The organism is Aeromonas sobria (assembly GCF_050266975.1).
Lineage (GTDB): Bacteria > Pseudomonadota > Gammaproteobacteria > Enterobacterales > Aeromonadaceae > Aeromonas > Aeromonas sobria_B.
Genome location: NZ_JBKISU010000009.1, coordinates 1 through 26,775, shown reverse-complemented (window position 1 = coordinate 26,775; position 26,775 = coordinate 1). Strand labels below are relative to the sequence as shown.

21 protein-coding genes are annotated in these 26,775 nt (G+C 65.3%); 17 read left to right on the top strand and 4 right to left on the bottom strand.

The features are described from left to right. Positions 1-160 precede the first annotated feature (160 nt). Positions 161-1,612 carry an aminoacyl-histidine dipeptidase gene (locus ACLHZ1_RS06890; RefSeq protein ID WP_427261493.1) on the bottom strand — a complete coding sequence of 484 codons (1,452 nt, stop codon included), beginning with the start codon at positions 1,610-1,612 and terminating at the stop codon, positions 161-163. 869 nt (positions 1,613-2,481) lie between these two features. Here ACLHZ1_RS06890 and ACLHZ1_RS06885 point away from each other — a divergent pair. The 6 genes from ACLHZ1_RS06885 (at position 2,482) to ACLHZ1_RS06860 (ending at position 9,326) form a co-directional block, all read left to right on the top strand. Beyond that, positions 2,482-3,984 (top strand): histidine-type phosphatase, encoded by a 1,503-nt coding sequence (locus tag ACLHZ1_RS06885; RefSeq protein WP_427261492.1) that lies wholly within the window; start codon positions 2,482-2,484, stop codon positions 3,982-3,984. A 506-nt stretch (positions 3,985-4,490) separates the two neighbouring features. Continuing rightward, complete coding sequence (gene gpt, locus ACLHZ1_RS06880; RefSeq protein ID WP_427261491.1) at positions 4,491-4,958, top strand: xanthine phosphoribosyltransferase; 468 nt, start codon at positions 4,491-4,493, stop codon at positions 4,956-4,958. 154 nt (positions 4,959-5,112) lie between these two features. Further along, on the top strand, positions 5,113-6,375 hold the full coding sequence (gene frsA, locus ACLHZ1_RS06875; protein WP_427261490.1) for an esterase FrsA: 1,263 nt from the start codon (positions 5,113-5,115) through the stop codon (positions 6,373-6,375). A gap of 69 nt (positions 6,376-6,444) precedes the next feature. After that, complete coding sequence (gene crl / locus ACLHZ1_RS06870) at positions 6,445-6,837, top strand: sigma factor-binding protein Crl (protein ID WP_427261489.1); 393 nt, start codon at positions 6,445-6,447, stop codon at positions 6,835-6,837. Positions 6,838-6,926: 89 nt separating this feature from the next. Continuing rightward, positions 6,927-8,030 (top strand): glutamate 5-kinase, encoded by a 1,104-nt coding sequence (gene proB / locus ACLHZ1_RS06865; RefSeq protein ID WP_427261488.1) that lies wholly within the window; start codon positions 6,927-6,929, stop codon positions 8,028-8,030. 42 nt (positions 8,031-8,072) lie between these two features. After that, positions 8,073-9,326, top strand: coding sequence for a glutamate-5-semialdehyde dehydrogenase (locus ACLHZ1_RS06860; RefSeq protein WP_427261487.1), 1,254 nt, complete (start codon positions 8,073-8,075; stop codon positions 9,324-9,326). A 62-nt stretch (positions 9,327-9,388) separates the two neighbouring features. On the opposite strand, the gene ACLHZ1_RS06855 is transcribed toward ACLHZ1_RS06860, so the two are convergent. Continuing rightward, positions 9,389-9,814, bottom strand: coding sequence for a universal stress protein (locus ACLHZ1_RS06855; RefSeq protein WP_427261486.1), 426 nt, complete (start codon positions 9,812-9,814; stop codon positions 9,389-9,391). Positions 9,815-10,031: 217 nt separating this feature from the next. On the opposite strand from ACLHZ1_RS06855, the gene ACLHZ1_RS06850 reads away from it, so the two are divergent. After that, positions 10,032-10,805, top strand: coding sequence for a substrate-binding periplasmic protein (locus ACLHZ1_RS06850; protein WP_427261485.1), 774 nt, complete (start codon positions 10,032-10,034; stop codon positions 10,803-10,805). Positions 10,806-11,297: 492 nt separating this feature from the next. On the opposite strand, the gene ACLHZ1_RS06845 is transcribed toward ACLHZ1_RS06850, so the two are convergent. After that, a complete protein-coding gene (locus ACLHZ1_RS06845) occupies positions 11,298-11,804 on the bottom strand; it encodes an RNA methyltransferase (protein WP_427261484.1) in 507 nt (168 codons plus the stop codon). 311 nt (positions 11,805-12,115) lie between these two features. Here ACLHZ1_RS06845 and ACLHZ1_RS06840 point away from each other — a divergent pair, with 311 nt between their 5' ends. The 10 genes from ACLHZ1_RS06840 (at position 12,116) to ACLHZ1_RS06795 (ending at position 25,077) form a co-directional block, all read left to right on the top strand. After that, the gene (locus ACLHZ1_RS06840; RefSeq protein ID WP_427261483.1) at positions 12,116-14,737 is read left to right on the top strand and encodes a molybdopterin-dependent oxidoreductase; all 2,622 of its coding nucleotides are present in this window, start codon (positions 12,116-12,118) and stop codon (positions 14,735-14,737) included. A 107-nt stretch (positions 14,738-14,844) separates the two neighbouring features. Continuing rightward, on the top strand, positions 14,845-15,609 hold the full coding sequence (gene cobA, locus ACLHZ1_RS06835) for a uroporphyrinogen-III C-methyltransferase (protein WP_427261482.1): 765 nt from the start codon (positions 14,845-14,847) through the stop codon (positions 15,607-15,609). Positions 15,610-15,815: 206 nt separating this feature from the next. Then, positions 15,816-16,397, top strand: coding sequence for an ANTAR domain-containing response regulator (locus tag ACLHZ1_RS06830; protein WP_427261481.1), 582 nt, complete (start codon positions 15,816-15,818; stop codon positions 16,395-16,397). A gap of 348 nt (positions 16,398-16,745) precedes the next feature. After that, positions 16,746-18,143 carry a CmpA/NrtA family ABC transporter substrate-binding protein gene (locus ACLHZ1_RS06825; protein WP_427261480.1) on the top strand — a complete coding sequence of 466 codons (1,398 nt, stop codon included), beginning with the start codon at positions 16,746-16,748 and terminating at the stop codon, positions 18,141-18,143. Positions 18,144-18,163: 20 nt separating this feature from the next. Next, positions 18,164-19,096 carry an ABC transporter permease gene (locus tag ACLHZ1_RS06820; protein WP_427261479.1) on the top strand — a complete coding sequence of 311 codons (933 nt, stop codon included), beginning with the start codon at positions 18,164-18,166 and terminating at the stop codon, positions 19,094-19,096. A gap of 25 nt (positions 19,097-19,121) precedes the next feature. Then, a complete protein-coding gene (locus tag ACLHZ1_RS06815) occupies positions 19,122-19,943 on the top strand; it encodes an ABC transporter ATP-binding protein (RefSeq protein WP_408794848.1) in 822 nt (273 codons plus the stop codon). Between the two features lie 27 nt (positions 19,944-19,970). Beyond that, positions 19,971-22,598 carry a nitrite reductase large subunit NirB gene (nirB, locus tag ACLHZ1_RS06810; protein WP_427261478.1) on the top strand — a complete coding sequence of 876 codons (2,628 nt, stop codon included), beginning with the start codon at positions 19,971-19,973 and terminating at the stop codon, positions 22,596-22,598. Then, positions 22,595-22,927 (top strand): nitrite reductase small subunit NirD, encoded by a 333-nt coding sequence (gene nirD / locus ACLHZ1_RS06805; RefSeq protein ID WP_427261477.1) that lies wholly within the window; start codon positions 22,595-22,597, stop codon positions 22,925-22,927. Before nirB ends, nirD begins: the two co-directional genes overlap by 4 nt. 156 nt (positions 22,928-23,083) lie before the next feature. Continuing rightward, positions 23,084-24,175: a PfkB family carbohydrate kinase gene (locus tag ACLHZ1_RS06800; RefSeq protein ID WP_427261476.1), complete on the top strand. Its 1,092-nt coding sequence runs from the start codon at positions 23,084-23,086 to the stop codon at positions 24,173-24,175. Then, a complete protein-coding gene (locus tag ACLHZ1_RS06795) occupies positions 24,169-25,077 on the top strand; it encodes a pseudouridine-5'-phosphate glycosidase (protein ID WP_427261475.1) in 909 nt (302 codons plus the stop codon). Before ACLHZ1_RS06800 ends, ACLHZ1_RS06795 begins: the two co-directional genes overlap by 7 nt. Positions 25,078-25,249: 172 nt before the next feature. On the opposite strand, the gene ACLHZ1_RS06790 is transcribed toward ACLHZ1_RS06795, so the two are convergent. Beyond that, positions 25,250-25,975, bottom strand: a complete 726-nt coding sequence (locus ACLHZ1_RS06790) for a carbonic anhydrase (protein ID WP_427261474.1) — start codon at positions 25,973-25,975, stop codon at positions 25,250-25,252. Positions 25,976-26,775: the final 800 nt, after the last annotated feature.

Below are 26,775 nucleotides of genomic sequence, written 5' to 3'. Positions count from 1 at the left end.
GCTCATGGATACGTTTTCAACCCGGGCGGCGGGCGTACGGGGGGAGCAGGGGACAGTCGACAGGGCGGCTGGCAGGCCGTTTGCGGCGGGGTAAAGGGGGATGGGACGCTAAAAGCTGCCCCGCACTGGGCGGGGCAGGGAGCAGGGGAGGATCGCCGCCTTACTTGGCCGGGATCTGCTCGAGCACATGGACCAGCAGCTGCCAGAAACGCTCGACCGCGGGGATATGCACCTTCTCGCCCGGCGCGTGGGCGCCGCGAATGGTGGGTCCGAAGGAGACCATGTCCCACTCAGGGTAGGCGCTCTTGAACAGACCGCACTCGAGGCCGGCGTGGATCACCATGACGTTGGGCATCTCGCCAAACAGGGTCTGGTAGCTGCTTCGCACCAGGGCCATCACGGGGGAATCCACGTTCGGCGCCCAGCCCGGATAGGCGCCGGTGAATTCGCAGCTGGCGCCGGCCAGGCTGAACAGGGAGCGGGTCATCTGCTCCACGCTCTCGCGGCCGGAATCCTGCAAGGAGCGGATCAGGCACTGCACGTACACCTCACCGTCGAGTGTCTTGATGACGCCCAGGTTGGTGGAGGTCTCGGTCACGCCCGGGATGGCGTCGCTCATGCGCATCACTCCGTTCGGGCAGGCCATCAGGGCATCGAGCAGGCGGCGCTGCAGATCGTCGCTCATCAGCTGGGTCGGTGCATCCTGCTCCTGCAGCAGCACGGTCAGGTTCGCCTCGACGGCGGCCAGTTCGCTCCGATAGATGCCGGCATAGCGGTCGACCAGCGCCTTGAACTCATTCACGTTCGCCGCGGGCACCAGCAGGCTGGCGCGGGCCTCGCGGGGGATGGCGTTGCGCAGGGTGCCGCCGCTGAGAGCGCCAAGGCGCATCCCCAGGGGCTCGGCCGCCTTGAGCAGGCGCACCAGCAGCTTGTTGGCGTTGCCGCGGCCGCGGTGGATGTCCACCCCGGAGTGACCGCCACGCAGCCCCTTCACCTGCAGCTCAAAGCCGACCCCGTCGGTCGCGGCCACCCGCTCCAGGGGGAAGCGGATGTTGGCATCCACGCCACCGGCGCAGCCCATGTAGACCTCGCCATCCTCCTCGGAGTCGGTGTTGAGCAGGATCTCCCCCTCCAGCCAGCCCGCTTCCAGGCCGAAGGCGCCGGTCATGCCGGTCTCTTCGTCCGTGGTCAGCAGCACTTCCAGCGGGCCGTGCTTGAGGGTCTTGTCGGCCAGCACCGCCAGGCAGCCGGCCATGCCCATGCCGTTGTCGGCGCCGAGGGTGGTGCCGCGGGCGGTCACCCAGTCACCGTCGATATAGGCGTCGATGGGGTCTGTAGTAAAATCATGCTGGGTGTCCGCATTGGCCTGGGGCACCATGTCCATGTGGGCCTGAAGTACCACGCCCTTGCGATCTTCCATCCCCGGCGTGGCCGGTTTCTTGATGATGAGGTTGCCCACGGCATCCTGCTTGACGGCCAGGCCCTCTCCCTCGGCCCATGCGCGGATCCAGGCGCTCAGCCTGGCTTCATGTTTGGAGGGGTGGGGGATGGCGCAGATCTGTTCGAAGAAGTGCCAAATCAGCTTGGGAGATAGAGAACTCAGTTGTGCCACGTCAGACTCCTTACCAGCACGGGAAATGACCGGGCCCACTAGGGCCTGAGGAAAGAGGATAAAGATAATACAGTCAATTCCACAAAACTGTGAGCGGTCAGCACAAATCATGGCCCAGGCCCGGTTGTGCCAGGCGGCTACGCTGGCTCTCCCGCCGGGAGCAGTGATTCATTTTTTGTGATATGGCTCACAAAATGATTGAGTTTGACGGTGAGGCTGGTAGATTAGCCAGCCGTGGTATCCACCACCGTCAGGATGACGATCAGTGCCTCCAGGGAACCGAAGCAAAGCAAGTGCGCCTCCATGGAACCGAGTGTCAGCTTAAGGATTCAAGCCCGCATTAAGGTACGTAACTTGTTAAGCAATCAGGAGTTTATATGTCTGGCAGCAATGCAACCTATTGGTTTACCCCCTCCCTCTACACCCAGGGCTTCAGCTATCCGAATGCCTTCGTCTCTCGTCGCTAAGACGTGATGCGCCGGGGAGCTTGAACAAGCTCCCCGGTGAAAAAAACCTCAAGATCCTGCTTCATATCGTTTACTCTGCCTGGCCCGGCGATAGTCCCGGCCAGATCAGCGGTGGGCCATGGCGGCCTGTACCCTGATTGGCCCGATCCTGGCCGAAAGTGCCACTTCCAATGTGATATCCCGTCTATCCCGCCTCGCCAGCCAGGGAGGCTAATCGCTGGCCATCGTGTCGTGGCGACCCCTTCGGGGAGAAGTGGCTACTTCCTTCCTCTATCCGACCATAGCCTGGTGGCCAGCTTCCTCAGGCCTGCGGCCCCTCTTGTTCATCGGACTCACATCAAACTGTCATCGAGAGCATTTAGGATTTTGCTCTTCCCTTTCAAACAGATACCAAGGATGACCATGACACCTCATTTTTCCCACGCGCTCGTTGCCGCCGCCATACTGATGCTGCTGACGGGGTGCAATTCCGAGAACGACTCCTCTGCCCCAGCCTCTGTCCAGATGGAGTACCAGTACAGCACCAAGGCGGTCTATACCCCACAACAGTCGGCAGAAAGCTACGAAGCCGCCCCGGATGGCTTCACCCCCGTGTTCACCGAAATGGTCGCCCGTCATGGCTCCCGTTCGCTCTCCAGCCCGAAGTACGATGTCTTGACCAAGCTGGTCTGGGAGGCTGCCGCCGAAGAGGGGGCGCTGACGCCACTCGGCCAGAGCCTGGGTCACAAGGTCGATCTGGTGACGGCGGCAAATCAGGCATTGGGATATGGCTTGCTGACCCAGTTGGGCAAGGAAGAGCATGCCAATCTGGCTCTCCGGTTGGCCACTCGGTTACCCGGCCTGTTTGAGGAGGGAGAGCGCCACTGCATCAGGGTTGAGACCTCAGGCAAGGACAGGGCGAACGAGAGCGCTTTCTATTTCATGGAGAGCCTCAAGAGCCGGGTGAGCTATGTCGCGGATGATGCACAGTGCTATCTCAGCCAGCAAGATCCTTCCAAGATGGACAAGCAACTGGTCAACAAAGCCGAGCTCTACTTCCACAAGACGGAACCAGAAGGGGACTACGCTCGGTACTTGCCCGCCTACGAGGCCTATCAGGCCTTCATCGGTGATGAAGACGAGGGGATAGCCCCGGCCCCTGAGCTGGAAACGGCCCTCGACGCGCTGAAGCGGCTGGAAAATACCAAGTTGATGGCCCGCAGCATGCTGGAGCGCATCTACAGCCGCGCCTTTGTGGATCGGCTCGCCAGTGGTGTCGAATTTGTGGCCATCAATCCGGAAGATGGCGGCATGACCTATGTCCGTGATGAGGTGGATGCTGCCCTGATGCTTTACAACCTGTTCATCATTGGCCCGGGCATGGTCCGCGAGGCCGCCGCCCAGGGTGAGGAGGCGTGGGCGCTGGAGCAGTACCTGACCCCGGAAGAGTCCGCCTGGTTCTCTTATCTCTCTGACGCCGAAGACTTTTACGAGAAAGGTCCCAGTTTTGCGCATCAGGACACAGCCTATGCCATCGCCCAGTCCCTGCTCGATGGTATGTTCAACGAGGTGCAGACTCAGGTCGTGGATGCCCTCCGGCATCGTGATGCCACCTTGCGCTTTGCCCATGCCGAAACCATCATTCCCCTCGCCGCCCTGATGCAGCTGGAAGGGAGCCGCCAGGGTGCGACGCAGGGGAGCCTCTTTAGCCAGGACAACAATGAGTGGCGCGGTGGTTGGGTGTCTCCCTACAGTGCCAATATCCAGTGGGATGTGTTCCAGAATGCGCAGAAGCAGGTACTGGTGAAGATGCTCTACAACGAAAAAGAGGTGGCCTTCAAGGCCGGGTGCCAGCCCCTGAAGAGTGGGAGCTTCTTCTACGACTTCGAGGAGCTCAAGCGTTGCCATGCCTACCATGGCCAGTGATCTGCCGTGAGCCATGGGAGATCGAGGCGACATACCGCACAGACGCCCCGCCATGACTGGCGGGGCGTCTTGCTGGTTGGGGGCCTGATGCCAAGGTGGAACGGCTGCCTGCTCGAGTGATTAGCGCCCTGATCCCGCTTATCCCCGCCAGGCGGGTCCGGCAGGAGAGTTCCATCAAGGGCCGTCGTCGCTCGAATGGGGGCCGTGATCGGGCCGTCTCCCCCCTTGTTGCAGGCAAAAAGGCATACGTTTGCCAATCCCCTCGCGAATAAATGGTGCTATCATAGCCGCCCAATAGCCTGCCCATGCCCCATCGCGTGCGATGGTTCCCCATGGCGAGCCCGCTCCCGTCTCTCTCTGTTGCCTGTGTTCCGGCCCGGTCGCCACCCCGAGCGGGCGGCGTGCAAGCCAAATTCGGCGCAGGAGGCATGATGGGGGCCGCGCCTGGCAGGCAATGCATTTGATATGTTCGTCCGTTTTAAAAATCACTTGTCGAGATCGATAGCATGCCGAAAAAATTCTACGTGTCATGGGATAACCTGCAGCGGGAAGCCCGTCGTCTGGCTCGTCGTCAACTGCCCGTCAGCCAATGGAAAGGGATCATCGCCGTCAGCCGCGGTGGTCTGGTTCCGGCAGCCCTGATGGCCCGTGAACTGGGCATTCGCAACGTCGAGACCCTGTGCATCTCCAGCTATGACCACAACAACCAGCGCGAGCTGGTGGTGGTCAAGGGCGCGACCACGGCAGGGGATGGCGAGGGCTGGCTGGTGGTGGACGATCTGGTGGATACCGGTGGTACCGCCAAGGCCATCCGCGAGCTCTACCCCAAGGCCAAGTTCATCACCATCTTCGCCAAGCCGCTGGGGGAGCCGCTGGTGGACGACTTCGAAGTCGCCATCCCGCAGGATACCTGGATAGAACAGCCCTGGGACATGGCGCTGGAGTTCACCACGCCCATCTGCGAAGAGCAGTGATGTGCCGGGCTGCCAGGGCGCAGCCAGATGAAAACGGGGCTCCTTCGGGAGCCCCGTTTCGTTGTGGCCTCCCCCTGGGCTCAGTCCGGGGTGGTCTGCCGTGGCCAAACCTGGGTAAGATGGGCCATTGATGGATGGCCATGAGAAGAATGCGGTGAAGCCAAACGACGACATTAATCTGACCGAGCAGCTGTTTACCCGGGTCAAACAGGTGCTGGAAACCTCGCAGATATCCAACAGCAGCCCAGTGGATCCCCAGGGCGAGAACGAAGACTTTATCGACGGCGCCGCGGTGCGCAGCTGGTATCGTCTGCTGCGTCGCCCCTCCTGGGCCTGGCAGGGGGCGGATCCGGTCGAGGTGGAGCAGATCCTGGCCCGGATCGCCATGGGCAAGGGGGAGCGCAGCCACCCCGAGCTGCTCGATACCATCAAGGGCTATGTGCCGGGCAACTGGGTCTATGAGTGGAGCCAGCAGGCCGGCGGCTACTTCAAGCAGGGGCGCGCCCTGGCCGAGGCGGGTCAGCATACCGAGGCGATCGATACCCTGCTCAAGGCGGTGCGTTACTACTCCATTGCCAGCTATCCCCACCTCAAGCACGATGAGCTGGCGGATCAGGCCCAACTGCTTGGCAACCTGGCCTACCGGGAGGCGGGTCGCCTGTTCGAGGTGCCGCTCAAGGAGATCCAGGTGCCGTTTCGCGGCAAGCACATCCAGGGTTATCTCCATCTGCCGACCACGGACAAGCCCGTGCCCCTGGTGATGGTGAGCGGCGGCATCGACTCCCTCCAGCTCGATTACCTCAACTTCTACCGCAACCATCTGGCGCCCAATGGCATCGGCATGCTCTCCCTGGACATGCCCGGCATCGGCTATGCGGAGCACTGGCCCCTGGTGCAGGACACCAGCCGCCTGCACCAGGCGGTGTTGCAGTATCTGGCCGAGGTGGCCTGGGTCGATCACCAGCGCATCGCCATGGTGGGGTTTCGTCTCGCCGGCAATGTGGCGGCCCGTCTCGCCTTCATCGAGCCGTTCAAGTTGCGCACCGTGGTCTGCATCGGGGCCGGAGTCAACCAGTGCTTCACCGACCCGTCGCTTTTTGCCAAGTGTCCGCGCATGATGCGTGATAGTCTGGCAAACAGGCTCGGCGCCGATGCGGCCGACTGGGAGCTGATCCGCACCAAGAGTCAGGTCTTTTCCCTGAAAAAACAGGGGTTGATGAGCACGCGCACCCCTGTGCCCATCCTCAGCATCGGTCACAAGCGAGACTTTATTTGTCCCGAGCCCGACATCCGGGCCCTGGCGGCGGCCAGCCACAATGGCAAGGCGGTGGTGTTCGACAAGCAGCCACTGCGAGAGGTATACAACCAGGCACTTAACGAAACGGTAACCTGGCTGAAGCAACATCTATGTTCTTGAATACGTTCTTTTTACGCCATTCATATCTCGGTTGATGGATGGCACTGCCTGTTCAACACGGAGGTTAACATGTCAGAAAGAGTCACCTACAAACGTCTGCTGCGGCAATTTGCCGCCATCGGCCCCTATCTGCGCGAAGATCTGTGCGAGGAGGGGCGCTATTACTTCGACTGCCTGTCGGTCTGCGTCAGCGCCAAGGCGGCGCCGGACAAGCGGGAGTTCTGGGGCTGGTGGCTGGTGCTGGAGCAGGACGACCACCATTTCCGCTACCACTATCAGCTCGGTTTCTACAACGGCGAAGGCAGCTGGATAGACAAGCCCCTGCCCAAGAAGCACCAGGCCGAGGTGGAGCGCTCCCTGCAACACTTCTACCGCCTGATCAATACCAAGCTGACCCAGCTTGAGTGCCAGCTGGCGCCCGCCGAGCAGGTCACCTGCGAGTTATCGGTCACCGCCGCCTGAGCCGACTGCCCTGCCGGGGTTAATTGCCTTGCAGGGCAGCAGGGCCGTGGGTATAAAGGGAATCCTTACCTTTTTGCCTTGTCAATTCCATGGAAAACAAAACCATCGTCGTCAAGCTGGGCACCAGCGTACTCACCGGGGGCTCAGCCCAGCTCAATCGTGCCCACATGGTGGAACTGGTGCGCCAGTGCGCCGCGCTCCATCGCCAGGGCCACAGGGTGGTGCTGGTCAGCTCGGGCGCCATCGCCGCCGGTCGTGCCCACCTGGGCCATCCGCCCCTGGCCTCGACCCTGACCAACAAGCAGATGCTGGCGGCCGTGGGCCAGACCCAGCTGATCCGCATCTGGCAGGATCTGTTCAACCTCTATGATCTGCACGTCGGCCAGATGCTGCTGACCCGGGCCGATCTGGAGGACAGGGAGCGCTACCTCAATGCCCGTGATACCCTGCGCACCCTGCTCGACCACCGCATCATCCCCGTCATCAACGAGAATGACGCCGTCGCCACCGCCGAGATCAAGGTGGGGGACAATGACAATCTCTCCGCCCGCGCCGCCATCCTGGCCGATGCGGATCTGCTGATCCTGCTCACCGACCAGACCGGACTCTTCACCGCGGATCCGCGCACCAATCCCGACGCCCAGCTGATCGAGGAGGTGCAGACCATAGATGACACCCTGCGCAAGCTGGCCGGCGGCAGCGTCAGCGGTCTGGGCACCGGCGGCATGGCCACCAAGCTGCAGGCGGCCGATGTGGCACGCCGGGCCGGGGTCGAGGTGGTGATCGCCACCGGCCAGGTGCCGGAAGTGGTGGGTCGCCTGGCCAATGGCGAGCGGATCGGGACCCGCTTCCCGGCCCTGGCTTCGCCCCTGGAGGGACGCAAGAGCTGGATCCTGGCCGGTCCCCCCCCTCTGGGAGAGGTCCAGGTCGACCTGGGCGCCGTGGCCGCCATGCGCGACAAGGGCTCCAGCCTGCTGCCCAAGGGCATCACGGGAGTGAGCGGCATCTTCGTGCGTGGCGACGTGGTGCGGATCCTGGATCCCAGGGGGAGCGAGCTGGCCCGCGGCATCTGCCGCTACAACCACGATGAGCTGACGCGCCTGCGCGGGGTTCACTCGGATCAGATAGAGACACTGCTGGGCTACGGCTATGGCGCCGTGGCCATCCATCGCGACGACATGGTGCTGCTGTAATCGAGTCGGCGGGCCGAGCCCGCCCCTATGAAAGGATGAGAAATGAGTCTGGAGACATTGGGACAAGCGGCCCGCGGGGCCGCCTATCAGCTGGCCGCCACCGACACGGCCCAGAAGAATCGGGCGCTGCTGGCCATCGCCAGCGAGCTGGAAGCCCGTCAGGGCGCCATCCTGGCCGCCAACGCCAAGGACATAGCGGCGGGGCGTGAGGCCGGTCTGTCCGACGCCATGCTGGATCGCCTGCTGCTCAACCCCGCCCGGCTCGCCGGGATAGTGGCGGACGTGCGCAAGGTGGTCAGCCTGGACGATCCGGTCGGTGCCGAACTCGACAGCCGGGTGCTGGAGAACGGCCTGCGCCTCTCCCGGCGCCGGGTCCCCATCGGGGTGATAGGGGTCATCTATGAGGCGCGTCCCAATGTCACCATCGACATCGCCACCCTCTGCCTCAAGACGGGCAACGCCAGCATCTTGCGGGGCGGGCGCGAGACCTTCCACTCCAACCTGGAGCTGGTCAAGGTGATCCAGGCTGCCCTGGCCAGCGCCGGCCTGCCCATCGCGGCGGTGCAGTACATCGACAACCCGGACCGGGCCCTGGTGGGCGAGCTGCTGCGCCTGGATCGCTACGTGGACATGATCATCCCCCGCGGCGGCGCCGGGCTGCACAAGATGTGCAAGGAGAACAGCTCCATCCCCGTCATCATCGGCGGCTTTGGCATCAGCCATGTGTTCGTGGATGCGAGCGCGGATCTCGCCCGCTCCCTCGCCGTCATCGACAACGCCAAGGTGCAGCGCCCCTCCGCCTGCAACGCCCTCGATACCCTGCTGGTCCACGAGGGGATCGCCGCCGACTTGCTGCCGCAGCTGGTCGCGCGCATGAACGAGCAAGGGGTGACCCTGGTGGCCCATGGCAATGCCCTGGCCCACCTGACGGGGGCCAAGGGGCTGCGTGAGGCCGGGGCCGAGGATTTCGACACCGAATGGCTCGGCCTGACTCTGGGGGTCAAGCTGGTGGCGGATGTCCACGAGGCGCTGGCCCACATGCGCGAGCACAATGCCAGCCACTCGGACGCCATCCTCACCAATGATCTCTACAACGCCGAGTGCTTCGTCAACGGCGCCGGCTCGGCGGCCGTCTATGTCAATGCCTCGACCCGCTTCACCGATGGCGGCCAGTTTGGCCTGGGGGCCGAGGTGGCCGTCTCCACCCAGATGCTCCATGCCCGGGGCCCCATGGGGCTGACCGAGCTGACCAGCTACAAGTGGGTGGGACAGGCGGACTATCTCTCCCGTCCCTGAGCCCTTGCGCCCAGCAAAATGCCGACCCCGGGGTCGGCATTTTTTCGTTTCAGGCCCGGGCGTCAGCGCACGATCAGCACGGGGCAGGGGGCGTGGCGCACCACGGATTCGGCGACGCTGCCCACCAGCAGGTGGCTGAGGCCGGAGCGGCCATGGCTGCCCATCACCACCAGATCTACCTTGTCCTCCTTGGCCTGGGCGACGATCTCGTCGGCGGCGCGGCCGAAGCGCACCGTGAAGCCGGCGGCGATCGGCAGGGTGTCGATCAGCTGTTGCAGCTGCTCCCTGGCCTGGCGCTCCATTTCATGGGTGATCTCCAGGGCGGTCATGTGCAGGATCTTGTAGCTGTCAAACCCGTGCAGTTGGTCGACCACATGGACCAGTTTGAGGCTGGCGTCGTGGCTCTTGGCCATGAAGACGGCATAGTCCAGCACCGGTTGGGACATCTGGGAGAAATCGACGGGGCAGAGCAGGGTACGGATAGACATAAATGGCTCCTTTCGCGGTCAGACTGGAGGGGTAACGCGAGGTAATGGGTTACCAATGAATCTTATCTACCCTTATACCAGCTTGCCGGGCAATAACCTGTGATGGACTCGAAAATTTGATGAAAAGGCTGCCCTGGTGGACCAGGATCAGAAAATTACATGGAAAATCGGCGCATAATCAGAGCCATAGAAAGAGAACAGAGGTAATGGAATGGGAATGATGAAGTTGACTCTGCTGCTCTGCTGCTCTGCTGCTCTGCTGCTCTGCTGCGGCCTGTTCTCCCTGACGGCGCGGGGAGAGACGCTGCCGGTCTATTGCGATGACTGGCCGGGTTTTTGCCAGCAGGACGGGCGCGGCCTCTATCTGGATCTGGCGCGCCACATCTACCAGCCCCTCGGCTATCGGATCAAGCCCCAGATCATGCCCTACAAACGGGCGCTGGCCATGGTGAGCAAGGGGGGGCAGGGGATGACCATGGGGGTCTACCTCAACGAGGTGGAAGGCGTGCGCTGGCCTCACTACCCGGACGGCGCCGATGATGTCACCGTCTTCATGCTCGACAAGTGGCAGGCAGGCTGGCAGGGGGAGCAGAGCCTGGCCGAGCAGCGGGTGCTCTGGCAGCGCGGCTGGGCCTTCGACAAGTATATCGGGGTCTCCATGCACTGGTATGAGGTCAACAGCCATCAGGATGCCATGGCGCTGCTGCAGAAGGAGCGTTACCGCTACTATCTGAGCGCCGGCGTGCTCCATGCCGATGAGTCACTGCCGCCCAACATGAGCCGGGTATTCCTGCGCTGGCTGCCCACCTATCCCATCTTCGCCAGGGACGAGCCCGGTCTCAGGTTGCAGCAGCAGTGGGATCTGGGCATGGCCCGCCTCATCAACAGCGGCGAGCTGACCCGCCTCTACCGGGAGAACAAGCTGCTCGACCACTACCATGACTTCCTGCGCAGCCTCAAGCAGAAGCGGGAGAGCGAGTCTGCCCGATAACTGGCGAGCCTGCGCTCACGCAGAAGGCGGGGGCTGGCCGCACCTGTTCAGCTCAGCTGTTGCCAGCGGATCATGACGCTGCTGCCTCTGCGCTATGGGCCTTGGCGAGGCGATCATCCTGTTGATGAATGACATTGACGCAGGCGGCGCCTGTTCAGCTCTGCTGTCGCCAGCGGATCATGACGCTGCTGCCTCTGCGCTATGGGCCTTGGCGAGGCGATCATATTGATGAATGACATTGACGCTGGCGGCGTCTGTTCAGCTCTGCTTTTGCCAGCGGATCATGACGCTGCTGCCTCTGCTCTATGAGCCTTGGCGAGGCGATCATATTGATGAATGACATTGACGCTGGCCGCGCCTGTTCAGCTCTGCTGTCGCCTGCGGATCATGACGCTGCTGCTTCTGCGCTATGGGCCTTGGCGAGGCGATCATCCTGTTGATGAATGACGTTGACGCTGGCCACGCCTGTTCAGCTTTGCGTTCACCTGCGGATCATGACGCTGCGGCCCCTGCTCTATGAGCCTTGGCGAGGCGATCATAGAGGATGACGTTGACGCTGGCGGCGAGATTCATGCAGCCAGTGGTTGGCACATAGACCACCCGCTTGACCCCGGCGAACAGCGCCGGATCCAGGGTGCCATCCTCGGGGCCGAAGATGTAAAAGGCCCGGGCCGGGTGGACGAAGTCAGGCAGCGGGGTCGCTCCCTCGATGAGGTCCACCAGCACGGGCTCTCCCCCCTGTGGCACCAGGGCGAGCAGATCGTCCACCCCGAGCAGGGGGATCTTCTCCGCCATCTGCTTGGTGTCGGTGGCGAAGCGGCGCGCCAGCTCGAAGCGGCTGCCGGTGTAGCACACCTCGTCGGCGCCATAGCAGCCCGCTGCCCTCAGCACGGCCCCCACATTGGTCGGTGACTTGGGGTTGACCAGGCCGATGCCGACATAGTCGCCCTGGGGCTCATCGGCCGACGGGGCCCTGCGTTTGCTGATCTCTTGGTTCATCTCGCTCTCCTGGTTGGGGCGCCATTATAAGGGGGTCGGCCCCCTAGTGCTCGCCCTAGTGATCACCATAGTGTTCGCGAGAGTGCTCGCCTCCCTTGCCCTGGCTGGGGGCAGCTGCACCGAATTGGTGAGCGGGGGCGGCGCCCCTGCCCCCTCTGGCGTGGCCCGGAGGCCGCCCCGGCGCCCTCGACGTGCTGGCAAGATACTTGCATTGCCCTTGATCAGATCACCATTATCGATGACAGGACACAGGCGTCCGTCCCCTTTGCCGGGGCGGACGCCTTTTTCATTGCCGGCAGGCAGGAGGAAGGATGAAGACCACATGTGCATACTGCGGCGTCGGCTGTGGCATCAGCATCACGCGCCAGGCGGGGGAGTGGCAGCTGGCCGGGGACGACAGCCATCCCGCCAATGGCGGCGCACTCTGCGTCAAGGGGGCCAGCCTGCTGGAGAGCCTGGCCTTCCCCGAGCGCCTGCTCTATCCCCGCCATCAGGGGCGGCGCATCGACTGGGATCAGGCCCTCGATCTGATGGCGGAGCGGTTTGGCAAGGTGCTGGCGGAGTCCGGACCCGAGGCCATCGGTATCTACCTCTCGGGCCAGCTCACCACGGAGGACTATTACGTCGCCAACAAGCTGATGAAGGGCTATCTGGGCAGCGCCAACGTGGATACCAACTCCCGGCTCTGCATGTCGTCGGCCGTGGTGGCCCAGCAGCGCGCCTTCGGCGAGGATCTGGTGCCGGCCTGCTATGAGGATCTGGGGCTGGCGGATCTCATCATCATCACGGGGGCCAACACGGCCTGGACCCACCCCGTGCTGTTTCGCCGCATCCAGCAGGCCCGCAGCCGCCGGCCCGATCTCAAGCTGGTGGTGATGGATCCCCGCCGCACCATGACGGCGGAGCAGGCCGATCTGCACCTGCCCCTGCGTCCGGGCAGCGACGTGGCGCTGTGGAACGGCCTGTGCCGCTACCTGGTCGATCAGGGGCTCTGGGACAAGGAGTATGTGGCAGCCCACGTCAGCGGCATGGCGCAGCTGACCGAGACCCTGGCCGATCCCGCCTGGACGCCGGAGGCGGTGGCCCTGTGCTGCGACCTGCCCCTGACCGATCTGCTCGGCTTCTATTGCCTGTTCGCCCGCCATCCCCGCACCCTCAGCCTCTACTGCCAGGGCATCAACCAGTCCAACCAGGGGAGCGACAAGGCCAATGCCATCATCAATGCCCACCTGCTGACCGGGCGGATCGGCAAACCCGGGGCCTCCCCCTTCTCCCTCACCGGCCAGCCCAATGCCATGGGCGGGCGCGAGGTGGGGGGGCTGGCGACCCAGCTGGCCGCCCACATGGGCTTTGGCGAGGCCGAGCGCGATCGCCTGCGGCGTTTCTGGGGCAGCCCGCGCATGGTGACGGGCCCGGGCCTGAAGGCGGTCGAGCTGTTCGAGGCGGTGCATAGCGGGCAGATCCGCGCCCTCTGGGTGCTGGGGAGCAACCCGGCCGCCTCCCTGCCCGACGGGGACAGGGTGCGTGAGGCCCTGGCGCGCTGCGAGTTTCTGGTGGTCTCGGATCTGACCGCCCTGACCGACACGGCCCGCCATGCCAGCCTGCTGCTGCCCGCCCTCGGCTGGGGCGAGAAGAGCGGCACCGTCACCAACTCGGAGCGCTGCATCAGCCGTCAGCGCGCCTTCCTGGCGCCCCCCGGCGAGGCGCGGCCCGACTGGTGGGCCCTGGCCAGCCTGGGTCGGCGGCTCGGCTTCGAGGAGGCGTTCGCCTTCCCGGACGAACACGCCATCTTCAGCGAGCACGCCGCCCTCTCTGGCTTCGAGAACCGGGGGACGCGCCGGTTTGACATCTCGGGACTGGCCCGCCTCAGCCCCGCCGAGTTCGAGGAGCTGGCCCCCATCCGCTGGCCGGTCAACGAGGCGCACCCCTATGGCTGCGATCGCCTGTTTGGCGATGGCCGCTTCGCCACGGTCGACGGCAAGGCCCGCCTGCTGCCTTTGAGCCAGCGGGACCCCGAGCTGGCCCCCCTGGCGAGCGGGGAGGGGACGCCCCTGCTGCTCAATTCGGGGCGGCTGCGAGATCAGTGGCACACCATGACCCGCAGCGGCCATGTGCCCCGCCTGCTGGAGGCCGAACCCTGGCCCAGGGTGCTGGTGGGCCCGGCTAGCCTGCTGAGCCAGGGGCTGGCGGTGGGGGATCTGGTCCGCCTGGAGAACGATCGCGGCCAGGTGCGGGCCTTGGTGGGGCTGGACGAGGGGCTGCGGGAGGGGGAGGCCTTCCTGCCCATGCACTGGACCGACAGCCAGTGCAGCCAGGGGGCGGTCAACCGCCTGCTGGCGCCGGTCACGGATCCTCTCTCGGGCCAGCCCATGTTCAAGCAGGCCAGGGTGCAGATGGCCGGCCAACCGACCCGCTGGCAGGGGATCTGGCTCGGGGAGGGGGCGCCGGCCGAGCGGGGAGACTGGTGGGCGCGTCGCCCCCTGGCCGAGGGGGAGTGCTGGCTGCTGGCCTCCTGGTCCGAAGAGATGGGTGCCTGCTGGCAGCGGCTGGCCCGCTCGGGTCACTGGCTGCGCCTGCCCCTCAAGGGGGGCTGGCTCGCCATCTCCCTGGCCCAGGGCCGGATCCAGAGCCTGCTGCTGGTGACCGAACGCTGGCCGGCCCTGAGGGTGGAGCTGCTGGCGAGCCTGCTCAGCCTGCCCCTGCAGGCGGGGGGGCTCAGCCAGACCCTGAGCGACGCCTTCGCTGGGGATTCCCGCCTCGTCTGCTCCTGCTTTCGGGTGACGGAGGCGCGCATCGTCAGCGCCATCCGCGAGCAGGGGGTGAACGAGCTGGCCGGGCTGCAGGGGCTGCTCAAGTGCGGCAGCAACTGCGGCACCTGCCTGCCAGAGATTGACAAACTATTGATACAGCATCGCTTTCTGGAGTCCGCATGATGAAACATGAACCGATCATCCAGGGAAGGCCCTGGCACCCGGAGGGGAATGGACAAGGAAACCAGGGCAGCGCATCTTTCGGTGCAGCCAAGCGGGAGGGAGAGGCCATGCAACAGTCCCATATCAGCCTGGTGGGGGCGGGCCCCGGCCCCCTCGAACTGCTCACCCTGCGGGCACTGCGGCGCATCGAGGCGGCCGAGGCCGTGGTGTACGACCGCCTGGTGGGGGCCGAGATCCTCGCCCGCATTCCGGTCGGCGCGGCCCGGTTCGACGTCGGCAAACGCTGCGGTGAACCCAGCCCGAGCCAGCAGGAGATCAACGCCCTGTTGCTGGCCCTGGCCCGCACCGGCAAGCGGGTGGTGCGGCTCAAGGGGGGGGATCCTCTCATCTTCGGCCGGGGGGGAGAGGAGGCCCTGCACCTGGCCCGTCATGGCTTCGAAGCGGAGCTGGTGCCCGGCATCACGGCCGCTCTGGGTTGCGCCGCCAGCAGCGCCATTCCCCTGACCCAGCGCGGGCTGGCCCGCTCGGTGACCCTGCTGACCGGCCACCTGCAGGGGGGAGAGCAGTTCGGGGGCTGGGGCGCCCTGGTGGCGGCTGGCCACACCCTGGTCTGCTACATGGGGCTGGAGCAGGCGGGCAGGATCGAGGCCGGCTTGCGAGGCGCGGGGGCCGACGGCGCCCTGCCCGTGGCCCTGATAGTGGCGGGGTGCAGCGAGCGGGAGCGGGTGGTGCGCTGCCGGCTCGACGGCCTGAGCCGGGCGGCGCAGGCCCTGGCGGGGGAGACCCCGGTGCTGATCATCCTGGGCCAGGTGGTGGCGCTGCGCGATGAACTCAAGGGACTGCTCGGCGCCCTGGAGAGCCGGGTCGCCTGATAGCTTTCCGGGCTCGGCGATGGCATGGAGGGGGCAGCCTGGGCTGCCCCCTTTTACGTCGATCCTGGGGCGGGAGCAACGGAGGGCGTCCGGGTCTACCCCTTCTACCTAGAGATGGATAAATAGGGGGTAGATTCAAACACTTGGCCTCCAAGTTGCGTCGGTTCCATCCTGTTCGACGGAATGAACTGACGAGAGGAAAGGGCATGTCACATCCAGTCGGTGGCCAGGAGCGCCGCCACTCCATCTTGCTGATCCATGCCGATGACAGGGTGCAGGCCAACCGGCTGGGGGCCCTGGTCAGCCATTATGGTCACAGCCCCCGCATCCTGGACGAGGCGGGTCTGCTGGCGGGCAAGTTGCAGGGGGATGGCCTCCTGATCAGCTGCCGCCGTTTCAGCGCCGAGATCCGGCTGGCCATGGCCCAGGGGCTGCATCTGCCGCGGGTGCTGTTCTGCGATCGGCTGACGGCGCAGCAGCAGGCGGATCTGCTGAACCAGGGCGCCCTCATGGTGCCCCACGGCTGCGGCGAGCGGGAACCGGTCGAGCAGTGGCTGCGACTGGCCCGGGCCCAGCTGGCCATGGTGCAGCAGCAACAGCAGGCCCAGGATGCCCTGCGGCTCAAGCTGGAGGAGCGGCGGCTGATCGAGCAGGCCAAGGGGCGCCTGATGCGCCACCAGGGGCTGGATGAGGAGGCCGCCTACCAGGCGATGCGCAGCGCGGCCATGGCCCAGAATCACAGCCTGGCCGAGCTGGCCCGCCGCCTGTTGCAGGCCCTGCCCGGCTAAGGGCCCAATCAGGAGGAAGGGCCCCTATCAGCAGGAGTTGGGTGGCCATTTTGGTGCAGTTGCGCCGCGCTGGCGCAGTCCGTGGGGGGGATGGGCCCTGACGGGGCCGCCGACAGGGGGTTTGCCAACCTGGCACACATCCTGAATAACCTGAAGAGAAGAGCAATAACAGGCAGGCGCCGCCAGTGCGGCAAGCCGCCGGGCCCCCAGGGGCCGACCACCATCAACATTGGGCAATGTGGCCCCATCGACCAGACGGTCGATGGGGCTTTTTTTTGGCTACACGGCGAAGGCGGGGCGCAACGGCGCGCTCCCTCCCGACCCGGACAAGGATGTAACGAGGTGAACATGACGCCGAAGATGATTTGGAAAGGGGCGCTGCTGGCCATGCCGGCCCTGGCGGCCCTGGCGGCCCTGGCGGCCACGGAGCAGGGCGCGACCGGCCTTGGCCCCATAGGGGCGCCGGAGAAAGAAGAGCTCAGGCTGGGCTTCATCAAGCTGACCGACATGGCTCCCCTGGCGGTGGCCTATGAGCAGGGCTACTTCGAGGACGAGGGGCTCTACGTCACCCTGGAGGCTCAGGCCAACTGGAAGGTGCTGCTGGACAGAGTCATCGACGGCGAGCTGGACGGTGCCCAGATGCTGGCGGGCCAGCCCCTGGGGGCCCATGTGGGCATCGGCACCCGGGCCGAGCTGGTGACCGCCTTCTCCATGGATCTCAATGGCAACGGCATCACGGTCGCCAACGCCGTGTGGCAGGCCATGCTGCCGCACCTGCCCAAGCAGGCCGACGGCCAGGTGGCGCGTCCCGTCTCCGCCAGCAGCCTCAAGCCGGTGCTGGATCACTATCGCCAGGGGGGCAAGCCCTTCAACTTCGCCATGGTCTTCCCGGTCTCGACCCACAACTACGAGCTGCGCTACTGGCTGGCCGCCGGTGGCATACACCCTGGCTACTACGCCCCCCTCAAGGGGGATGACTCGGGCCAGCGCCAGGGGGAGGTGATGCTGTCGGTCACGCCGCCGCCCCAGATGCCCGCCACCCTGGAGGCGGGCACCATCATGGGCTACAGCGTGGGGGAGCCCTGGAACCAGCAGGCGATCGCCAAGGGGATAGGGGTGCCCGTCATCACGGACTACGAGATCTGGCGCAACAACCCGGAGAAGGTGTTCGGGGTCAGCAAGGGGTGGGCCGAGCGCCATCCCAACACCCATGCCCGCCTGGTCAAGGCCCTGATCCGCGCCGCCCACTGGCTCGACGCCAACGACAACGGCAACCGGCTGGCGGCCGCCAAGCTGCTGGCCCGCCCCGACTACGTGGGGGCCGACGAGCAGGTGATCGCCGCCTCCATGACCGGCACCTTCGAGTACAACAAGGGGGATGTGCGCAGCGTGCCCGACTTCAACGTCTTCTTCCGCCATCACGCCACCTACCCCTACTACTCGGACGCCATCTGGTTCCTGACCCAGATGCGGCGCTGGGGCCAGATCCCCGAGGCCAAGCCGGACGCCTGGTTCGAACAGGTGGCCAAGGCGGTCTATCGCCCCGAGGTCTACCGCCAGGCGGCCTTGGCCCTCATCGAGGAGGGCAGGCTCAAGGCAGGGGATTTCCCCGATTTTGCCAGCGAGAGCGGCTTTCGCGGCCCCCAGCAGGGCTTTATCGATGGCGTCGCCTATGACGGACGCCACCCCAACGACTATCTGAACCGTCTTGCCATCGGCCTCAAGGGCGATGAGCAGGTGCAATGAACCCGGGATAGGGAGAGGCAATGATGAAAACGACCGCGACTGGGCGCCTGTTGGCGCCCTGCATGGGGATACTGCTGTTCCTGCTCTTCTGGCAACTGGGGGCGAGCCAGGTCAATACCAGCCTGGGCACCCTGCCGGGGCCGGGGGCCACCGCCAGCCAGCTGTGGCAACTGACCGAGGAGCACCTGGCCGAGCGGGAGCGCGAAGCCGCCTTCCTGGCGCGCCAGGAAGCGCGCAACGCCGAGCGGCTTGCCGCAGACCCGGAGGCCAGCGTCAAGGTGCGGGCCTACCCGGGGCGCGCCACCTTCTTCGATCAGATAGGCACCAGCCTGCTGACGGTGGCCGCCGGTTTTGGCCTGGCGACCCTGCTGGCCATCCCGATCGGGGTGCTGCTCGGCATGAACCAGGCCCTCTATCGCCTCGCCAACCCGGTGATCCAGCTGCTCAAGCCGGTCTCCCCCCTGGCCTGGCTGCCCCTGATCACCATGGTGGTGAGCGCCGTCTACGTGAGCCCGGACCCCTGGCTGGCGAAATCCTTCGTCAACTCGGCCCTGACCGTGACCCTCTGCTCCCTCTGGCCGACCCTGCTCAACACGGCGGTCGGGGTGAGCTCGGTGGACCCGGACTTGCGCAACGTGAGCCGGGTTCTGCGGCTGCCCTTCCTGACCCACATAGTGCGCATCGTGCTGCCAAGCGCCCTGCCCATGATCTTCACCGGCATGCGCCTCTCCCTGGGGGTGGCCTGGATGGTGCTGATCGCCGCCGAGATGCTGGCCCAGAACCCGGGGCTCGGCAAGTTCGTCTGGGACGAGTTCCAGAGCGGTAGCTCCGCCTCCCTGGCCCGGATCATGGTGGCCGTGGTGACCATAGGCCTCATCGGTTTTGCCCTGGATCGCCTCATGCTGGCACTGCAACAGTGGCTGTCCTGGGACAAGCGGCAGCAGCTACGTTAATCGCCCGGATGGGCAAGGAGTCGTGATGAAAACCTATCTGGATTTGAGTGACGTCGGCATGGCGTTCGACACGGAACAGGGGCGCTTCGAGGCGCTGGTGGGGGTGAACCTGAAGATAGACAAGGGGGAGTTCGTCTCCCTCATCGGCCACTCCGGCTGTGGCAAGAGCACTGTACTCAACCTGGTGGCCGGGCTGCTGGAGCCGAGCCAGGGGGGCATCATCCTCGATGGCCGCGAGGTGGACGGCCCGGGCCCGGAGCGGGCCATGGTGTTCCAGAACCATGCCCTGCTGCCCTGGCTCAGCGTCCACCAGAACGTCGAGCTGGCGGTCAAGCGCCGGGTGACGGGGCGCGAGGAGGTGGCCGAGCAGGTGGACTACTTCCTCTCCCTGGTGCAGATGGACCACGCCAGCCACAAGCTGCCCCACGAACTGTCGGGGGGCATGAAGCAGCGGGTCGGCATCGCCCGGGCGCTGTCGCTCTCCCCCAAGGTGCTGCTGATGGATGAGCCGTTTGGCGCCCTGGATGCCCTGACCCGGGCCCACCTGCAGGATGCCCTGATGGCCATCCAGGCCGAGCTTGGCAACACCGTCATCATGATCACCCACGACGTGGACGAGGCGGTGCTGCTCTCGGATCGCATCGTCATGATGACCAATGGCCCGGCGGCCACCATAGGGGAAGTCCTCGATGTCCGCCTGGCCAGGCCCAGGGACAGGGTGGCCCTGGCGGACGACCCCGCCTACCACAGGCTGCGCCAGCAGGTGCTGCATTTCCTCTACGAGAAGCAGCGCAAGGTGACCCCCCTCAAGGCGGCCGGTCAGGTGCGCAGCAAGCTGCGGGCCTGAGTCCCACCGAATTCAAGGAAGAGAGATATGGCGAACAAAGAGACACTACGGGTGGTCGGCAACGGCCTGGATGGTGAGACGGGCCACCAGGTCAGCGGCCAAGCCCATTTAGTTGAGAAGCGGCAGCTGCTGGTGGTCGGCAACGGCATGGTGGGTCACCACTTTATCGAGCAGCTGGTGGCGGCAGGCGGTCTGGCGCACTTTGAGGTGACAGTGCTGGGGGCCGAGCCCGATCCGGCCTATGACAGGGTCCATCTGTCCGAGGTGTTTGGCGGCAAGGCGCCCCAGGCCCTGCGCCTGGCGGATCCCGCCTGGTATGAAGAGCACGGCATTGCGCTGCGGCTGGGGGCCGAGGTGGAGGCGCTGGACAGAGAGAGCCGCACCCTGACCCTGACCAGCGGTGAGCGCCTCGGCTACGACCGCCTGGTGCTGGCCACGGGATCCGTGCCCTTCGTGCCCCCCATCCCGGGCAACGAGCGGGCGGGCTGCTACGTCTACCGCACCCTGGGGGATCTGGATGCCATCCGCGACGCTTGCACCCAGGCCCGCAGTGGCGTGGTGATAGGGGGCGGCCTGCTGGGGCTGGAGGCGGCCAACGCCCTGCGCCTGCTCGGTCTCGAGACCAGGGTGGTGGAGTTTGCCCCGCGCCTGATGCCGGTGCAGCTCGACGAGAGCGGCGGCGCCCTGCTGCGGGAGAAGATTGGCGCCCTCGGCGTCGAGGCGCTGGTGGAGAAGGCCACGGAGTGCATCGAGGATGGCGAGCAGGCTCGCCATCGCCTGCGCTTCAAGGATGGCAGCCACCTGGAGACGGACGTGATCCTCTTCTCGGCGGGGATCCGCCCCGCCGATGCCCTGGCCCGCCAATCCGGGCTGAGTGTCGGCGAGCGCGGCGGCATCTGCATCGATGACGACTGCCAGAGCTCGGATCCCGCCATCCTGGCCATCGGCGAGTGCGCCCTCTGGCAGGGGCGAATCTTTGGCCTGGTGGCCCCCGGCTACCAGATGGCCCGGGCCGCGGTGGCGACCCTGTGCGGCGGCGAGACCCGCTTCGCCGGGGCCGACATGTCCACCAAGCTCAAGCTGATGGGGGTGGACGTGGGGGCCATCGGCGACGGCCATGGCAGCACCGAGGGAGCCCAGGAGCTGCTGCTGCTCGACCGGGTCAACGGCATCTACAAGAAGCTGGTGACCGACGGCGAGGGCAAGCGGCTGCTCGGCGCCATCCTGGTGGGGGATGGGGCCGATTATGATCGGCTGCTCCAGTACTACCAGAACGCCCTGCCCTTGCCCGAGCCCGCCCTCTCGCTGCTGGTGGCGGAGGGGACCCAGAGCGCGGCCCCCATGGTGCTGCCGGACAGCGCCCTCATCTGCTCCTGCCACAACGTCACCAAGGGGGCCGTGGTGGCGGCGGTGCGGGCAGGCAACCAGGATGTGGCCGCCATCAAGTCCTGCACCAAGGCGGGGACCGGCTGCGGCGGCTGCAGCAACCTGCTCAAGCAGGTGGTGGACGAGGCCCTGGCCGAGATGGGGGTGGAGGCGGATCACAGCCTGTGCGAGCACTTCGCCTACAGCCGCCAGCAGCTCTATCACCTGGCCCGGGTCGAGGAGATCCGCACCTTCGACGAGCTCAGGGACAGGCATGGTCAGGGGCTGGGGTGCGACATCTGCAAGCCGACGGTCGCCTCCATCCTGGCGTCGCTCTGGAACGAGCATGTGCTGGAGAAGCCGCACCGGGGCTTGCAGGACACCAATGATGCCTTCCTCGCCAACCTGCAAAAGGACGGCACCTACTCTGTGGTGCCGCGCATCCCCGGTGGGGAGATCACCCCGGACGGCCTCATCACCATAGGGGAGGTGGCGCGCAAGTACGGGCTCTACACCAAGATCACCGGCGGCCAGCGCATCGACCTGTTTGGCGCTCGTGTCGATCAGTTGCCGGACATCTGGGGCGAGCTCATCGCGGCGGGCTTCGAAACCGGCCAGGCCTATGGCAAGTCGGTGCGCACCGTGAAGTCCTGTGTCGGCTCCACCTGGTGCCGCTACGGGGTGCAGGACTCCATGACCCTGACCCAGACCCTGGAGCACCGCTACAAGGGGCTGCGGGCGCCCCACAAGCTGAAGTTCGCTGTCTCCGGTTGCACCCGGGAGTGCGCCGAGGCTCAGAGCAAGGACATAGGGGTCATCGCCACCGAGCGCGGCTGGAACCTCTATGTGTGCGGCAACGGCGGCATGCGGCCCCGTCACGCCGACCTGTTCGCCAGCGACCTCGACGAGCAGACCCTGATCCGCTACATAGACCGGCTGCTGATGTTCTACGTGCGCACCGGCGACAGGCTGCAGCGCACCTCGGTCTGGATGGAGAACATGGAAGGGGGGCTGGCCTATCTCAAGGAAGTGATCCTGGAGGACAGCCTGGGGCTGGGGGCCGAGCTGGAAGCCCAGATGGCGGCCATCGTCGGCACCTGGCAGTGCGAGTGGAAGAGCACATTGGCCGATCCGGACAAGGTGGCGCTGTTCAAGGCCTTCCTGGATGAGGCGCCCGCCGCCACCCCCCCCAGACGGGAGGAGCGCGGCCAGTGGGTGCCCGCCATGGCGCCCCGCGAGGACGCGCCAGTCCCCTTCACCCCGGAGATCGCCATCAAGGAGTTGATATGACACAGCCATCCACCTGGTTACCCCTCTGCCCCCTGGCCAGCCTGCTGCCCGGTCAGGGCCGCAGTGCCCGGATAGGGGAGCGCCAGCTGGCGGTCTTCCTGCTCGGGGAGAGGGTCTATGTGCTCGACGACAGGGATCCCGCCTCCGGTGTGACCCTGCTCTCCCGGGGCATCCTCGGGGACATAGGGGGGGAGCCCGTGGTCGCCTCCCCTCTCTACAAGCAGCGTTATGCCCTGGCCGATGGTCGCTGTCTCGACGATCCGGCGCTCGAGGTGCGCAGCTGGCCCGCCCGGCTGGAGGGAGAGTCGGTCTGGGTCCAGCTGGCGTGAGCCTCTGACCCTGGCGAGATCAGACACCGGGCCCGTCCCGGTGTTTTTTTGTGCGTTGCTCGACACTTCTGCCGTCGCGCCCTGGGATAAAAACGTTTTCCCGCTAGATTGGACAAGGAATGTATTAGACAAAAGGCTAGGTATGGATGTTTGTCTATGACGGAACGTGAACAAGAGATCCTCGCCCTGCTGCGCCAGGACCCCATGATCCCCCAGCAGACGCTGGCAAACCGGCTCGGCATCAGCCGCTCGGCCCTGGCGAGCCATGTCTCCAGCCTGATCCGGCAGGGGGTCGTCATGGGGCGCGGTTATGTGCTGCGCGAAGGCCCCTACGCCCTGGTGATCGGCGGCGCCAACATGGATATCTGCGGTCAGAGCCGGGGGGCCCTGCGCATGGGGGATTCCAACCCGGGGGCGGTGCGCACCTCCCCCGGTGGGGTGGGGCGCAACATCGCCGAGAACCTGGCGCGGCTCGGTACCGACACCCGGCTGCTGACCGCGGTGGGCAACGATCAGCACGGTCATCGGCTGCTGGAGGCGAGCCAGCAGGCCGGGGTGGACGTGCGCCAGGTGCTGGTGCTGGACGGGCAGGCCACCTCCTGTTACCTCAGCCTGCACGATGACAGCGGCGAGATGCGCTGCGCCGTCAACGACATGGCCATCATAGACGAGCTCACCCCGGCCCGGCTCGCCCCCCTCGGCGGCTTTCTCGGCGCGGCCGGGCTCTGGGTGCTGGACACCAACCTCGCCAGCCACACCCTGGACTGGCTGTTCGAGCGCCAGGGGGAGCACTGCATCTTCGTCGACACCGTTTCGGTCGCCAAGGTGGAGAAGATCCGCCCCTGGCTGCACCGCATCCATACCCTCAAGCCCAATCGCAGCGAGGCGGAGCGGCTGTGCGGCTTTGCCATAGCCGGACCCGAGACCTGGCCCATGGCGGCGGCCTGGTTCCACCGCGCCGGGGTGGCGCGGCTGTTCCTGAGCCTCGGCGATCAGGGGATCTTTTACAGCGACGGGGAGCGCCAGGGCCATCTGCCCGTGCTCGGCAGCCCGGTCGTCAACGTGACCGGCGCAGGGGACGCCTTCATGGCAGGGCTGGCCCACGCCTGGTGGCAGGGGCTGGACATGTCCGAGACCACCCGCTTCGCCCTCGGCTGCGCCGCCTTCACCGCCAACTGTTCCGATACCGTCTCTCCCGGCCTCTCCAAGGCCGCCGTCGAACGCATGCTGGAGGAGTACCCATGCTGAACCCTTACCTCGATATCCAGCCGGAGGTGGCCGCCGCCCTGGCCGCCGGCAAGCCGGTGGTGGCCCTGGAGTCCACCATCATCTCCCATGGCATGCCCTACCCCCAGAACGTGGCGACGGCGCGCCAGGTGGAGCAGGCGGTGCGAGACAACGGCGCCGTGCCGGCCACCATCGCCATCCTGGATGGTCGCCTCAAGGTGGGGCTGAGGGAGGAGGATCTGGAGACCCTGGGCCGGGCCGGACACGCCGCCATCAAGTGCAGCCGCCGGGACATCCCCTTCGTGCTGGCCAGCAAGGGGCTGGGGGCGACCACGGTTGCCTCCACCATGATAGTGGCCGCCATGGCGGGGATCCGGGTGTTCGCCACCGGCGGCATCGGCGGCGTGCACCGGGGTGCCCAGCAGAGCTTCGACATCTCCGCCGACTTGCAGGAGCTGGCCCGGACCCCGGTGGCCGTGGTCTGCGCCGGCGCCAAATCCATCCTCGACATCGGCCTGACCCTGGAGTACCTGGAGACCCAGGGGGTGCCGGTCATCGGCTACCAGACCGATGAGCTGCCCGCCTTCTACACCCGCGAGAGCGGCTTCCAGGTGGATTACCGCCAGGATACCCCGGCGGCCATCGCCAGGGCGCTGCGCATCAAGTGGGAGCTGGGACTGGCCGGTGGCGCCGTGGTGGCCAACCCCATCCCGGCCCGGTTTGCCATGCCCAGGGCCGACATAGACGCCGCCATTGCCCAGGCGCTGAAGGAGGCGGATGAGCAGGGGGTCAAGGGCAAGGCATCCACCCCCTTCCTGTTGGCCCGGGTGTGCGAGCTGACCGGTGGCGACTCCCTGGCGGCCAATATCCAACTGGTGTTGAACAACGCCGTGCTGGGGGCACGCATCGCCGCCAGTCTGTAACGGGTAGTCCGGGGCGGTGACTCCCTGGCGGTTAATATCCAGCTGGTGTTGAACAACGCCGTGCTGGGGGCGCACATTGCCGCCAGCCTGTAACGGCTCGCGGTGAATGCAGAAGAGGGCCTGTTGGCCCTCTTTTCATTGTCTGCCGGTTACTGTCTGGGCCGCTGTCTGGTTATTGCAGCACCAGGCGGCCGTTGAGGGGCTGCACCGGTCTGTTGTTGGGGTGGTGCATCACCGCCTTGAAGGCGTCGATCTGGGCCTGGCTCACCTGCACCGGCTGCTTCATCACCAGCCAGCGCACCCCTTCCGAGCAGGGCGGCGTGGTGAGGGAGCCGCTGAAACGGTAGTAGTCGCGGTTGGCGGGCAGCAGTGATTCTGCCGAGATGGGCGCCTCGAGACCGTGGATCTCCCCTGTCTTGGCGGGCAAGGCTTGCCAGGCCTGGCTCAGGGCCGGGTTGGCCTGGCCCGGCTCGAACATCACGGCGATCACCGCCAGCTCCCCCTTGTCGTTGGCATGGACCAGATGCCCCTCCAGGGGGTAGGACCTGCCTTCGATGAGGTTCTCGCTGGGGGCGTGGAAGTGGAACTGCTTGAGCTCGAAGGGCATGCCGTCGAGTTGCAGGGTGCTGCCGGGGGCATAGTTGACCTGCACCGTGTGGCCGTTGTTGACCAGCGTCTTGCCGCCCGCCAGATAGTGGAACTGCAGGGGTGCCAGCTCGGCCTCGACCAGGTCTGTCAGGTTGACCGGCGACTGGTTGCTGCCATCGCACTGGCCAAACTCCGGGGTCAGCCTGGCCCATTGCGCCGGGCCGGCCTCGCCACCGTATTCCCAGTGCGGGGATGCGGCGAAGGCGACGGGGCAGAGCAGCAGGGTGCAGGCCAGCAGGGAGGTTTTCATCATACATCCTTATCTTGATTGAAAAGCACGACCATTTGCCTCCTTGAATAGATGAAGGAAGGTGAAATGGCATCATGTTGAATAGGGGCAGGGGCTCAGGCCGAATGTTTATTATGTTCCCGATTGCCGAGAATATTAATGTTGCATATTACATGGTGCTAATTATCGGCTCCGGGTCATTGCATATTGAACAATCCCTCGATGCAATGATAGCAATCTAATTAATGGGCGCTTGTTGCTGATGAATTAGTGCGTATTTTCCTCATTGATACGCAACCGGTCTTATCTTTTACTCCCGCAATTAGCCCAGTCTTTGTTTTCTATCTTGTTGTTTTTGATTGTCTTTCTGTGGATCGCTGAGTGTTGCCGGAATAAAGGTGTGTCATATTCAGAACGGGGTGAGGTCGAATTTATTAGCAGGGTGACGGGAGAGATAAAATAAACAAGTCAGGGGTGAATCATAAGTAAATAACCGGTGAGCCATAGGTGAATCATGAGTGAATATTGTCACTGGCCTTGCTCGGGATGGCCGCTGCGAGCGGGTGGATAAAGCAAGTCTGCGCCGCCCTGTGGGGGAACCTGCGCGCCTCGCCGGGCAAGGGCGCGCTTCCCAATATGACGCATCCGCAGCCACGGGTGTCGGATGCGTCATATTAGCGGCAGTCACCGGGAGCCTTAACCATCCCCTCATATGAGCGAGGCGTGGCGCGGCTTCTGAGGTATGATCGCCATCCTTGACCAGCTAATACCCAACAGACTATCCCCATGTTTAACCACGAACTAATCCTCAACCACATCGA